Genomic DNA, 12,634 nt, shown 5'->3' with positions numbered 1-12,634 from the left:
AATGAGTCATAAGATGAAAATGTTAACACGTAAAAATATTGTTTCCACTGCATTCATGGCACTGTCGAGCCTGATGGTAGCGCAGCAGGCCTCTGCGGCTATCGCCCTTGACCGTACCCGCGTGGTCTATAACGGGGGCGAGAAGTCAGTAAGCCTGAATATCAATAATGAGAATAAAAACTTACCGTATCTTGCCCAGGGCTGGATTGAAGACGCCCAGGGAAACAAAATCTCCTCGCCGCTTACCGTACTACCGCCTGTTCAGCGAGTCGAGCCCGGTGCGAAAAGTCAGGTAAAAGTACAGGCAACGCTGGCAATTGATGCCTTACCGAAAGACCGCGAGACGCTGTTTTACTTCAACCTGCGTGAAATTCCGCCACGCAGCAAAAAGCCAAACACATTGCAAATTGCCCTGCAAACTCGCATCAAGCTTTTTTATCGTCCGGCCGCGATTGCTCTGGATAAATCACAGGCTGCCGAAGGCGATTGGGTAGAGAAAGTCACTCTAACCCGCCAGGGCGATAAATTTGTCATCAATAATGCGGCACCATATTTTTTGACGGTTGTCGAGGGGGCACCTTCGGCGAAGGGTAAGCCGGTTCCATTTGAGCCAGTAATGGTTGCGCCTAAAAGCAGTGCCGCCATTGAGGCATCCTCAGCGGCTTTGGGTTCAAGCCCGGTTCTCACCTATGTGAATGATTACGGTGGTCGACCGCAGCTCCAGTTCAATTGCGGCGGATCAACCTGCACCGCGAAGCTCGTAAAGGATAAAAAATAGAGCAGGAGCCTAGGAGGCATTGAGATGAACAGGATTTTGACCAGTATGGCCGCCAGCCTGTTATTTACCCTGGTAGGGCATGCTTGCGCAGACGAAAAACCGCTGGTGGATACTGGTGAGTTGTATGTATACGGTGATTTGCGTGAGAACACATGCCGTATGGAAATGGATTCGGCATGGCAGGATGTTGACTTAGGTTCAGTTGCGCGCGCTGACATAAGTATGGTCGGAAAAGCGGCAAATCCGGTAACGGTAAAACTTTACCTGCGAGACTGTCCAGAACTGGGAAACTGGGGCACGAATATTACGCCGCTAACAGAAACAGTCAGTACCCTGCAACCTCCTTATAAAGCGCGTGTTGTGGCGGTAGCCGATGAATCTAATCCAGATCTGATTAAAGTCACAGGCGCGTCGGGTATCGGATTGCGTTTGCGCGACAGCCGGGGTGAAACGGTGAAGTTCTCTCGCTACAGCGATGTGGTTCTGCTTAACCCTGGACAGAATCAGGTGACGTTCACCATCGCGCCGGAGCGCACTTCAGCTCCCTTTGCAGCAGGCCCATACTATGCGGTGATCCATTTCAGCATGATTTATCAGTAGGGGGTGGGTGATGAAATTTTCCAGATTGGTGGCGTTGCTGGGCATGTTAGGCAGCGTAACGGCCATAGCCGATGATAACACGGCTGTTCTCACCGTTGAGGTGGTCATAAATGCCCCCCCGTGTGAAATCAACGGCAATAAGATCATTGATGTTGATTATGGTGAAAACGTCATCACCACAGACGTAGCGAAAGGAATAGTGGAAAAGGCAGTGAACTATACCCTCGATTGCTCAAGTGCCGATCAGAGTAAAACACTGGTAATGCGCATTAGCGGTTCTGGGGCGGATTTCGACAGCAAAGTGTTGAAAACCAGCATCCCAGAGTTGGGGGTGAAGCTTAAGGCGGACGGCGTGGACTTCCCGCTAAACACGCCATTAGCAATGGCTTCATCAACCAGCCAACCCGCCTTGACCGCATTGCTGGTACAGCAACCGGGAGCTCGCTTAGAGACTGGCGATTTTACTGCCGGGGCAACCATGACGGTGGAGTACCAATGAAACGGATGCTGCTTTTAATCAGCCTGGCGCTGCCGGGCATGACGCTTGCTGCCGACAATATGTCATTCCACGGTACGTTAGTTGCCCCGCCATGCAAAATTAGTAACGGACAGACCATTGAAGTGGTATTTGGCGACGATTTGGGCGTCACTAAAATCGACGGCAATAATTACAAAAAGCCTGTGGATTACAGTATTACGTGTGACACCGGCTATAGCGCAAATAACCTCGCTATTGTGGTTGATACCACGAATCCAGCGCCGTTCGATACCGCAGCGGTAGATACCAATCTGGAAGGGCTTGGTATTCGTATTTTGGTGGACGGTATGGCGGTGGAATTTGCTAAGCGCGTTGCGGTGGATGACCCGGCAAGACCACCTCAAATTGAGGCAGTTCCAGTACAAGATCCGGCCGTGACACTTACTGCGGGCGCTTTTGAAGCCACAATGACGCTGCGCGTTGACTACCTGTAGGAGAGGCGATGAAAGGGATATATTTATTGCTCTGCGCAGCACTGGGCGCAACGGCACACTCTGCATTAGCGGCACAGGATAATGTGCATTTCACCGGTGCGCTGGTCTCTGAACCCTGCACATTGCCCGAACCCGATAAAACTATCATTCTTGATTTTGGTTCGGTAATTGAAAAGTCCCTTTATGAGTATCAGCGAACCAAATCGAAGCCGTTTAGTATACATTTGCAAGATTGTGATCCGGCTATTTTGAGTACCGTAAGCGTGACTTTCGAGGGGGACTTTGATCCAGAACTCACAAATATGTTATCTCTGGATGCCTCCAGCACCGCGAAAGGTGTGGCGCTAGGACTTGAATTAGCGGACGGTACACCGTTGGCTATTAATAAACCCACTCCGTATATTCAATTAGCGAGCGGTAACAATACGCTGACTTTTAATGCTTTCGTACAGGCGCAGCCAACAGTTATAACTGCTAATTCGCTGGTGGCCGGAGATTTTACGGCGACAGCGAGTTTTGTGCTGACCTATCAGTAAATAAAATTTAAGTGAATTAAAATGCGCAAATTGATGCTTTTATTATTAATATTTGTTTCACCATTATGGGCAAGTAAATACCCAATTATTTCATCCATTTCCACTAAATATAAGGTGGGAGGGGCTGAATATACTATTACGCAAAAAATTTTGGAAATTGGTCCCTCAGCGGATCAAATCGTACCGGAAACTTGGGTAGTTGGGCTTGCGCATAAGCACTATGACTATGATGGACAAGAATCAGTTGCTTTTACAGGTAGCACAATAATGTCGACCGGATATGATGCCATTGGTTCGCTAGCTATACGTAATTACAATAATGGTTCAGCAGGGGTAACTATTATATATCATGGTGGTCCGAATGTAGTTAATAAGGAATGCGTGGCATATGTAGGTGCCAGGAGTAGCACTATTCAAACTTCTTGGGCCAATGCAATGGTTCCGGGCGGTTGTATGATGGTTCCGCCTGCCGACGAGTGGTGTAAAATCACTACGCCAGAAATAACTCTCGATCATGGCACTATTATTTTGAAAAATGCTGAAGGACATTCAGCAACCGCACAAATGGGCGTTTATTGCACCACTCCCACGGCGGTAACATTTAATTTGGTAACTGATAGCAGCTATGTTTATTTGGATGAAGGCAAGTCAGAAATTACTGTTAATAATCTACCCCTCAAAACCAAAATTGATTTACCTGATGGGGATTCTACTATGCCGATAAAAGATTTACTTACCGGTGTTAACAGTGAAGGTTATCATACCGGAAGTAGTATTCTGGTTATGATGCCCTATTAATAAGCTGCTAAATTTTTAATTTTTTGCTCTTATATTCATAAAGTTATGGGAAATAAAACACCGACGAAAGGCCTGAGGGTTCCCATAAATAAAGACTGGCATAGAAGGTTGTGTCTACTTAGTGTTCCACCATAAAGTAAGGTCACTCCTCTATGCCTGCAGTTCAAGTTTGCCATAAATTTTTTAGCCAGTCCCTGAACTCTCTCCATCAGTACCATAAAAAGCGTTGCTCGACACGACTGTCGCCCTGACCCGCGGTGCTTCGCTCTTCTGGAGCAGAACTTCCGGGACGAGAAAAGTGAGCGTTATGAACTGAGTCTACGGGTCAGTAAAAGCCGGAGAGAAAAACGAATATCCATGCTGTGAGTGGTAATCACCCTCTACAGTATCATTATGTAGTGACAGGTTATTTCCCTGAAAGTAAGTGAATAAGCCACGAGTTTCAGGTGAACAGGATGAAATCGGGATTGGTGTTGTCGTATCTGAGGCTAAGTGAAAACGCCTTCCGCCAGTCAGCGGGATTACTGTCGGGGGATGAACCCCGACAGGGTGTATGCCGATATGGCGGGGCTTACAAAAACATCATCATGGTGCACTGATCATTTTTCTGAGGATCCCTCAGGCCTAAAGGCTTTTTACATCACGCGACAGAAAAATCACTTTTTCGCAGCGCGTTCGAAAGAAGCAACGATTTCCGCTTTAGCCGCTTCTGCGTTATCCCAGCCGTCCACTTTCACCCATTTGCCTTTCTCGAGATCTTTATAGTGCTCGAAGAAGTGGGCAATCTGCGCTTTCAGCAGTTCCGGCAGGTCGTTCACGTCTTTGATGTGATCGTACTCTTTGCTCAATTTGGTGTGCGGGACCGCAACCAGCTTGGCGTCTTCGCCCGCTTCGTCAGTCATTTTCAGCACGCCAACCGGACGGCAGCGGATCACAGAACCCGGCTGTAGCGGGTACGGCGTCGGGACCAGCACGTCAACCGGGTCACCGTCCAGAGACAGGGTGTGGTTGATGTAACCGTAGTTGCACGGGTAGAACATCGCGGTAGACATGAAACGGTCAACGAACAGCGCGCCGCTGTCTTTGTCGATTTCATATTTGATCGGGTCCGCATTAGCCGGGATTTCGATAACTACATAGATGTCTTCTGGTAGATCTTTACCAGCAGGCACGTTGAGTAAGCTCATGTCTGTTTCCTTTAACTGTATGGCAAACAATGCCGGGTATTATAGCCAAATGCGCCTGAAAGTCCTGGACTGTTTTTCCCGCCGCCCGAAAATCCCAACCCTTGTTTGGGCTTTTTTTCGACTGAATAATCCATAAAGTCAGCCGCTTTCTGAATAAATTTTTGTAACCGGTTACAAAGTGAGATTTTTGCCCGGTCAACAGCAAAAAAATCTCTCGAATCCGCGACCTGGCGCAGGGGCGAAAAGTCGCTACCCCGCTCACACTCTTGCGTTCTCAGGCTCATAACCTTTATGTAACTTTTTTGAATTGTGATGTAACGCATTTTGTTACATCCCTTATTGTCTATAGTTTTCCCGCAGGTGGAGATTTAACCAACAATAACCCTACGAGGATTTACTTATGTGGAAGCGCTTACTTCTGGTCACAGCAGTTTCGGCAGCCATGTCGTCTATGGCAATGGCCGCCCCCTTAACCGTGGGTTTTTCTCAGGTAGGTTCTGAATCAGGCTGGCGTGCGGCAGAAACCAGCGTTGCGAAAAGCGAGGCCGAGAAACGCGGCGTTACGCTGAAGATCGCCGATGGTCAGCAAAAACAGGAAAACCAAATCAAAGCCGTGCGTTCGTTTATCGCTCAGGGCGTTGATGCCATCTTCATTGCCCCGGTGGTTGCGACCGGTTGGGAGCCGGTGCTGAAAGAAGCCAAAGAGGCGGAAATCCCGGTGATCCTGCTGGACCGTAATATCGATGTAAAAGACAAATCACTGTATATGACCACCGTCACCGCTGACAACGTGCTGGAAGGCCGTCTGATTGGCGACTGGCTGGTGAAAACCCTCGACGGCAAACCGTGTAACGTCGTTGAATTGCAGGGCACCGTTGGGGCGAGCGTGGCCATCGACCGTAAGAAAGGTTTTGCTGAAGCCATCGCTAAAGCGCCGAACGTGAAAATCATCCGTTCGCAATCCGGCGACTTCACCCGCAGTAAAGGGAAAGAAGTCATGGAAAGCTTCATCAAGGCTGAAAACAACGGCAAAAATATTTGCATGGTTTACGCCCATAACGACGACATGGCTATCGGCGCTATCCAGGCCATTAAAGAAGCGGGTCTGAAACCGGGCTCCGATATTCTGACCGGCTCTATCGACGGCGTTCCGGATATCTTCAAAGCGATGATCGATGGCGAAGCCAATGCCAGCGTTGAATTAACGCCGAACATGGCCGGCCCGGCATTCGATGCGCTGGAAAAATTCAAAAAAGACGGCACCCAGCCTGAGAAAACCACCATCACCAAATCAACGCTGTTCCTGCCGGATACCGCGAAAGAAGAACTTGAGAAGAAAAAAGGCATGGGCTACTAAGCCGACCGCAGACAAGGCTCTCTTCGGAGAGCCTTTTGCTCTACTGACACGCTTTTCGGAGTCCGGTGATGCAACCACAACAACATCAGGAAATCTTGCGCACCGAAGGGCTGAGTAAAGTCTTTCCGGGGGTAAAAGCGCTGGATCACGTCGATTTTAGCTTACGACGTGGCGAAATTATGGCCTTGCTGGGGGAGAACGGCGCAGGCAAGTCCACCTTGATCAAGGCTCTCACCGGCGTGTACCAGCCCGACGGCGGTACAGTCTGGTTAGAGGGCCAAACCATCCGCCCAAAAAATACCGCCCATGCCCAGCAGCTTGGCATCGGGACGGTGTATCAGGAAGTAAACCTGCTGCCGAATATGTCGGTGGCGGATAACCTATTTATCGGTCGCGAACCGAAACGCTTCGGTTTACTGCGCCGCAAAGAGATGGAAAAACGCGCCACGGCGCTGATGGAGTCCTACGGATTCAGCCTGGATGTGCGCGAGCCGCTCAACCGTTTTTCTGTCGCCATGCAGCAAATTGTGGCGATCTGCCGCGCCATCGACCTGTCTGCCAAAGTGCTGATCCTCGATGAACCCACCGCCAGCCTCGATACCAAAGAAGTGGAAATGCTGTTTACCCTGATGCGCCAGTTGCGCGACCAGGGCGTCAGCCTGATTTTCGTTACCCACTTTCTGGATCAGGTGTACGAAGTCACCGACCGCATCACCGTGCTGCGCAACGGCAAGTTTATCGGCACCCGCGATACCCGCGAGCTGCCGCAGATCGAGCTGGTAAAAATGATGCTGGGCCGCGAACTGGACCAGAATGCCCTGCAACGCGCCGGGCGCACGCTGCTGAGCGAAAAACCGGTAGCGGCATTTAAAGACTACGGCAAAAAAGGCGTGATTGCGCCGTTCTCGCTAGAGGTGCGGCCCGGTGAAATTGTCGGCCTGGCGGGGTTGTTAGGCTCCGGGCGCACCGAAACCGCCGAAGTCATCTTTGGCATTAAGCCCGCCGACAGCGGTAATGCGCAGATCAAAGGCAAGCCGCAGGCACTGCGCTCCCCGCATCAGGCCTCCTGCCTGGGGATCGGCTTCTGCCCGGAAGATCGCAAAACCGACGGGATTATTGCCGCTGCCTCGGTGCGCGAAAACATCATTCTGGCGCTCCAGGCCCAGCGCGGCTGGCTGCGTCCGATCCCCCGGCGCGAGCAAAACGATATTGCCGAACGCTTTATCCGCCAGTTAGGTATCCGAACCCCGAGCGCCGAGCAGCCGGTGGAGTTCTTGTCCGGCGGCAACCAGCAAAAAGTGCTGCTGTCGCGCTGGCTGCTGACCCGGCCGCAATTCCTGATCCTCGATGAACCCACGCGCGGTATCGACGTCGGCGCGCACGCCGAAATCATCCGCCTGATCGAAACGCTGTGTGCCGACGGGCTGGCCCTGCTGGTTATCTCGTCGGAACTGGAAGAGCTGGTGGGGTATGCCGACCGGGTGATCATCATGCGCGACCGGGAACAGGTGGCGGAGATCCCGCTTGAAGAGCTGTCCGTCAGCGCAATTATGAATGCCATCGCGGCATAAGGAGGGCTCTTGATGACTCGTTCAGTGCCGGACGTGGGTACACCAAAGCGCCGTTTCCGCTGGCCGCAGGGAATGCCGCAACTGATAGCGTTGCTGCTGGTATTGCTGGTCGACAGCATGGTGGCGAACCATTTCTTCCAGATTGTGGTTCAGGATGGGCGCTTATTTGGCAGCCCAATAGACATCTTAAACCGCGCCGCACCGGTGGCGCTGCTGGCGATTGGCATGACGTTGGTGATTGCCACCGGCGGGATCGACCTGTCGGTCGGTGCCATCATGGCGATTGCCGGAGCGACAGCGGCGTCATTAACCGTTGCGGGCCATAGCCTGCCGGTGGTGTTGCTGGGCGCGCTTGGCGTTGGGGTGCTTGCCGGATTGTGGAACGGCATCCTGGTCGCTGTGCTAAAAATTCAGCCCTTTGTGGCGACGCTTATTCTGATGGTTGCCGGGCGCGGCGTGGCGCAGCTCATTACCTCCGGGCAAATCGTCACCTTTAACTCGCCCTCGCTCTCTTTTCTGGGTAGCGGCTCGCTGTTGTTTTTCCCGACGCCAGTGATTATCGCGCTGGTAACGCTGATCGTGTTCTGGCTGTTCACCCGCAAAACCGCGCTCGGCATGTTTATCGAAGCAGTGGGAATTAACATCCGCGCGGCGAAAAACGCCGGGGTAAATACCCGCCTGATGGTGATGCTGACCTATGTGCTCAGCGGCCTGTGCGCCGCCATTGCCGGGATCATCGTTACCGCAGATATCCGCGGGGCAGACGCCAACAACGCCGGTCTGTGGCTGGAGCTGGATGCCATCCTCGCGGTGGTGATTGGCGGCGGTTCGCTGATGGGCGGGCGCTTCAACATCGCGCTGTCAGTGGTGGGCGCATTGATTATCCAGGGGATGAACACCGGGATTTTACTGTCCGGTTTCCCGCCAGAGCTGAACCAGGTGGTGAAAGCGGTGGTGGTGATGTGCGTGCTGATTGTTCAGTCACCGCGCTTTATTAGTCTGTTACGTCGGAGACGCCGCGATGATTAAACGTAATTTACCGCTGATGATCACCCTGGCGGTGTTTGTGCTGGGTTATCTCTACTGCCTGACGCAATTCCCTGGTTTCGCCTCCACGCGGGTGATTTGCAACATCCTGACCGATAACGCCTTTCTGGGGATTATCGCCGTCGGAATGACCTTCGTGATCCTCTCCGGCGGAATTGACCTGTCGGTAGGCTCGGTGATCGCCTTCACCGGCGTGTTCCTCGCTAAAGCCATCGGTTTCTGGGGTATATCGCCGCTACTGGCATTCCCGCTGGTGCTGGCGATGGGCTGCGCCTTCGGTGCGTTTATGGGCTTACTGATCGACGCGCTGAAAATCCCGGCGTTTATTATCACCCTCGCCGGGATGTTCTTTCTGCGCGGCGTTAGCTATCTGGTTTCCGAAGAGTCAATTCCGATTAACCACCCGATTTACGACACACTGTCCAGCCTCGCCTGGAAAATCCCCGGCGGTGGGCGCTTAAGCGCCATGGGGCTGTTAATGCTCGGCGTGGTGGTGATTGGCATTTTCCTGGCGCATCGCACCCGCTTCGGCAACCAGGTCTACGCCATTGGCGGCAATGCCACCTCCGCCAACCTGATGGGGATTTCAACCCGCAGCACCACCATCCGTATCTATATGCTGTCTACCGGGCTGGCGACCCTCGCGGGCATCGTGTTTTCTGTTTATACCCAGGCGGGCTATGCGCTGGCGGGGGTAGGGGTAGAGCTGGACGCCATCGCCTCGGTGGTGATCGGCGGCACGCTGCTTTCCGGCGGCGTAGGTACGGTGCTGGGTACGCTGTTTGGCGTGGCGATCCAGGGGCTGATTCAGACCTATATCAACTTTGACGGTACGCTCAGCTCCTGGTGGACCAAAATCGCTATCGGCATTTTGCTGTTTATCTTCATCGCCCTGCAACGTGGCCTGACCGTGCTGTGGGAACGCCGCCAGAACGCCGCTGTGACCCGTGTTAACCCGGCGATAGCAAAGCAGTAACATATTGAAAATATTCGTACCTGACTAAACTTTTTCCGGTAAATGCCGATAACTCACTACTGGCTTCACGTGGCGTTATCGGCAACCACCGGGAAATAACTATGTTGAAAAACCTCTCTATTCGCATGGGCCTGTTGGCCGTTCTGGCAGCCATGACGCTGCTGTTATTACTGGTCAGCGGGATCGGTATTTACGCGCTGACCCAAAGCTCCACCTCGCTGCAACGCATTAATCATCTCCAGGGCGAACAGATCATGCGCCTCAACGACGGCTACACCCAGATCCTGCGGGCGCGCAATGAATCTGGGCAGGCGGTGCGCCTGATGGAAGTCGGCCTGTTGCAGGATGCGGAAAAGTCGGTCAGCCGCATCGAAAGTGAAATCAGCCAGGGACGGAAGACGTTAAAAAGCCTACTGGAAAGCAACGTCAACGATGAGCAGGGCCAACAATTGCTGGGGCAACTGTCGCGCAGTTTTGACGCCTTTAACGTCAACGGTATCACGCCAATGCTGGCCTCGCTGAAAAGCCAGAGCCCGGACGATTACTATGCCCTCATGGAAAACGGCCTGATCCCGCTGTCGCAAAAATTTGATAACGACATGCGTACCTTCCTCGCCTGGAGTGAAAACCGGGGTAAAGAGGAAGTGGCGGCGGTGCTGCAACATAAACAAGCCGTGCTGGGATTGATGGTGCTGGCGGCGCTGATCACGGCGGGCCTGATTGCCGCCGTCTGGTTCGGCATGCGCCACCTGCTGCTGAGCCCGCTTAACCGTGCGATCGTGCAAGTGGAACGAGTGGCGGCGGGTGACCTGACCTACACTGTTATCCCAGACACGAACAATGAGCTGGGCCGCCTGGCGAATGCCATTGACGCCATGCGCCAGTCGCTGGTGGTGTCGGTCACTAAAGTGCGTGACGCCAGCACGCAAATCGATACCGGCAGCCGGGAGCTCACCGCCGGGAATATCGATTTATCCCGCCGTACCGAGTCTACTGCCACCTCACTGGAGCAAACCGCCGCCAGCATGGAGCAGATCACCGCCACCGTGAAGCAGAACGCCGAGAATGCTGAACAGGCCCATCGCCTGACGCAAAACGTGTCGGAAACTGCCGATCGCGGCAGCGAAATGGTGTGCTATGTGATTGAAAAAATGCGTGATATCTCCGGCAGCGCCAACCGTATCGCCGATATCCTGAGTGTGATCGACGGTATCGCTTTCCAGACCAATATCCTGGCGCTGAATGCGGCAGTAGAAGCAGCGCGCGCCGGTGAGCAGGGGCGTGGATTTGCAGTCGTGGCAGGCGAGGTGCGCACCCTGGCGAGCCGCAGCGCCGAAGCCGCCAAAGAGATCCGCACGCTGATTGCCGATTCGCAAACTCACGTAGGTGAGGGCAGCGATCTGGCGATGCAGGCCGGGGAAACCATGGATGAGATCGCCAGCGAAGTGATGCGTATGACCAAACTGATGCGCGAAATCGCCAGCGCCTCCCAGGAGCAGAGCCGGGGCATTGAACAGGTGAATATCGCGGTGAGCCAGATGGACGAAGCGGCGCAGCAAAACGCCGCGCTGGTAGAGCAGTCGTCTGCCGCCACCCATTCTCTGGAAGCGCAGTCGCAACTGTTGGTGGAAACCATGTCAGGCTTTAAAGTGCAGCTACAGGCATAAAAATACCCCGGCGTGCCGGGGTATCAAATAATGCAGATCCCCTGTCAGCGACGGGGGATTTTTGTTTTACGCGTCAGGATATTCGCGAATAAAGCGCTCGACATCGTTCACCATGCTGTCGTTGCCGACGAAGAACGGACGACGCTGGTGCAGGCTCTCAGGGATAATATCCAGGATACGGGCTTTCCCGTCGCTCGCCTTGCCGCCCGCCTGTTCCGCCAGGAATGCCATCGGGTTGCATTCATACAGCAAACGCAGTTTCCCTTCCGGGTGGCTTGCGGTGCTCGGGTACAGGTAAATCCCGCCTTTCAGCAGGTTGCGGTGGAAATCCGCCACCAGCGAACCGATATAACGTGACGTATACGGGCGTTGAGTATTGGTATCTTCTTCCTGGCAGAACTTGATGTATTTCTTCACGCCCTGCGGGAATTTGATGTAGTTGCCTTCGTTAATCGAGTAGGTGTTGCCTTTTTTGGGGAAGCGCATGCGCTCCTGGCTCAGGCAGAACACGCCCAGGGAAGGGTCGTAAGTAAATGCGTGTACGCCACAACCGGTGGTGTAAACCAGCATGGTTGAGGAGCCGTAAACCACGTAACCCGCCGCAACCTGTTTGTTGCCAGGCTGGAGGAAATCTTCTTCAGTAACCGGCGTACCAACCGGAGTCACGCGGCGGTAGATAGAGAAAATCGTCCCAACAGATACGTTAACATCAATATTGGACGAGCCGTCCAGCGGGTCCATCAGCACCACGTACTTAGCGTGTTCACAACCCTCGAACACCACTATTTCATCTTCTTCTTCCGACGCGATCCCGGCGACGATATCGCGGGCTTTCAGCGCGGCCTTCAGTTTTTCGTTTGCGAACAGGTCGAGTTTTTGCTGCACTTCGCCCTGGACGTTTTCAGCGCCGCTGGCACCTAAGATATCAACCAGTCCGGCTTTGTTGATATCGCGATGGATAATCTTGGCGCCCAGCTTTATTGCCGACAGCAGCGCAGTCAGTTCGCCGGTAGCATGAGAAAATTCATGCTGCTTTTCGACAATAAATTCACCTAACGTTTTCATAACACTTTCCCTGCATCCTAGTTTGAGTAAAGCGATCATTTAATCGTAACAAAGATAGAAAGGTTAGCGCACAGGTGAAT

14 protein-coding genes and 1 pseudogene are annotated in these 12,634 nt (G+C 53.1%); 12 read left to right on the top strand and 3 right to left on the bottom strand.

Features of this window, described 5'->3' with window-relative positions:
- Positions 1–19: 19 nt before the first annotated feature.
- From RT120_RS15110 to RT120_RS15080, 7 genes and pseudogenes are all read left to right on the top strand, one after another.
- Positions 20–778 carry a fimbria/pilus periplasmic chaperone gene (locus RT120_RS15110; protein WP_312983903.1) on the top strand — a complete coding sequence of 253 codons (759 nt, stop codon included), beginning with the start codon at positions 20–22 and terminating at the stop codon, positions 776–778.
- A 45-nt stretch (positions 779–823) separates the two neighbouring features.
- Positions 824–1,378, top strand: a complete 555-nt coding sequence (locus RT120_RS15105) for a fimbrial protein (protein WP_312983804.1) — start codon at positions 824–826, stop codon at positions 1,376–1,378.
- Positions 1,379–1,388: 10 nt separating this feature from the next.
- Complete coding sequence (locus RT120_RS15100) at positions 1,389–1,877, top strand: fimbrial protein (protein ID WP_312983802.1); 489 nt, start codon at positions 1,389–1,391, stop codon at positions 1,875–1,877.
- A complete protein-coding gene (locus tag RT120_RS15095; RefSeq protein ID WP_312983801.1) occupies positions 1,874–2,350 on the top strand; it encodes a fimbrial protein in 477 nt (158 codons plus the stop codon). Before RT120_RS15100 ends, RT120_RS15095 begins: the two co-directional genes overlap by 4 nt.
- An 8-nt stretch (positions 2,351–2,358) precedes the next feature.
- On the top strand, positions 2,359–2,886 hold the full coding sequence (locus RT120_RS15090) for a fimbrial protein (protein WP_312983799.1): 528 nt from the start codon (positions 2,359–2,361) through the stop codon (positions 2,884–2,886).
- Between the two features lie 21 nt (positions 2,887–2,907).
- Entirely contained in the window at positions 2,908–3,684 is a 777-nt protein-coding gene (locus RT120_RS15085) for a hypothetical protein (RefSeq protein ID WP_312983797.1), read from the top strand.
- Between the two features lie 270 nt (positions 3,685–3,954).
- A pseudogene (locus tag RT120_RS15080) lies at positions 3,955–4,283 on the top strand (IS4 family transposase); the annotation flags it as partial.
- A 57-nt stretch (positions 4,284–4,340) separates the two neighbouring features.
- Here the strand turns inward: RT120_RS15080 and ppa are convergent.
- Complete coding sequence (gene ppa, locus RT120_RS15075; protein ID WP_125294207.1) at positions 4,341–4,871, bottom strand: inorganic diphosphatase; 531 nt, start codon at positions 4,869–4,871, stop codon at positions 4,341–4,343.
- 11 nt (positions 4,872–4,882) lie between these two features.
- Positions 4,883–5,194, bottom strand: coding sequence for a hypothetical protein (locus RT120_RS15070; protein WP_312983794.1), 312 nt, complete (start codon positions 5,192–5,194; stop codon positions 4,883–4,885).
- A 77-nt stretch (positions 5,195–5,271) separates the two neighbouring features.
- Between RT120_RS15070 and ytfQ the strand changes: the two genes are divergently transcribed.
- From ytfQ to RT120_RS15045, 5 genes are all read left to right on the top strand, one after another.
- Positions 5,272–6,228 (top strand): galactofuranose ABC transporter, galactofuranose-binding protein YtfQ, encoded by a 957-nt coding sequence (ytfQ, locus tag RT120_RS15065; protein ID WP_312983792.1) that lies wholly within the window; start codon positions 5,272–5,274, stop codon positions 6,226–6,228.
- 68 nt (positions 6,229–6,296) lie between these two features.
- The gene (ytfR, locus tag RT120_RS15060; RefSeq protein WP_312983790.1) at positions 6,297–7,799 is read left to right on the top strand and encodes a galactofuranose ABC transporter, ATP-binding protein YtfR; all 1,503 of its coding nucleotides are present in this window, start codon (positions 6,297–6,299) and stop codon (positions 7,797–7,799) included.
- A gap of 9 nt (positions 7,800–7,808) precedes the next feature.
- The gene (gene ytfT, locus RT120_RS15055; RefSeq protein WP_312983788.1) at positions 7,809–8,828 is read left to right on the top strand and encodes a galactofuranose ABC transporter, ATP-binding protein YtfT; all 1,020 of its coding nucleotides are present in this window, start codon (positions 7,809–7,811) and stop codon (positions 8,826–8,828) included.
- Positions 8,821–9,822, top strand: coding sequence for a galactofuranose ABC transporter, permease protein YjfF (yjfF, locus tag RT120_RS15050; RefSeq protein ID WP_312983786.1), 1,002 nt, complete (start codon positions 8,821–8,823; stop codon positions 9,820–9,822). The genes ytfT and yjfF overlap by 8 nt, the downstream gene beginning before the upstream one ends.
- Before the next feature lie 101 nt (positions 9,823–9,923).
- Entirely contained in the window at positions 9,924–11,489 is a 1,566-nt protein-coding gene (locus RT120_RS15045) for a methyl-accepting chemotaxis protein (protein WP_312983785.1), read from the top strand.
- Positions 11,490–11,555: 66 nt separating this feature from the next.
- On the opposite strand, the gene fbp is transcribed toward RT120_RS15045, so the two are convergent.
- A complete protein-coding gene (fbp, locus tag RT120_RS15040; protein WP_312983783.1) occupies positions 11,556–12,554 on the bottom strand; it encodes a class 1 fructose-bisphosphatase in 999 nt (332 codons plus the stop codon).
- Between the last annotated feature and the right edge of the window lie 80 nt (positions 12,555–12,634).

The organism is Atlantibacter sp., from assembly GCF_032062175.1.
In the GTDB taxonomy this organism is placed as follows: domain Bacteria; phylum Pseudomonadota; class Gammaproteobacteria; order Enterobacterales; family Enterobacteriaceae; genus Atlantibacter.
Note: the sequence above shows the minus strand (reverse complement) of the source record. Positions and strands in the feature narration are given on the sequence as shown.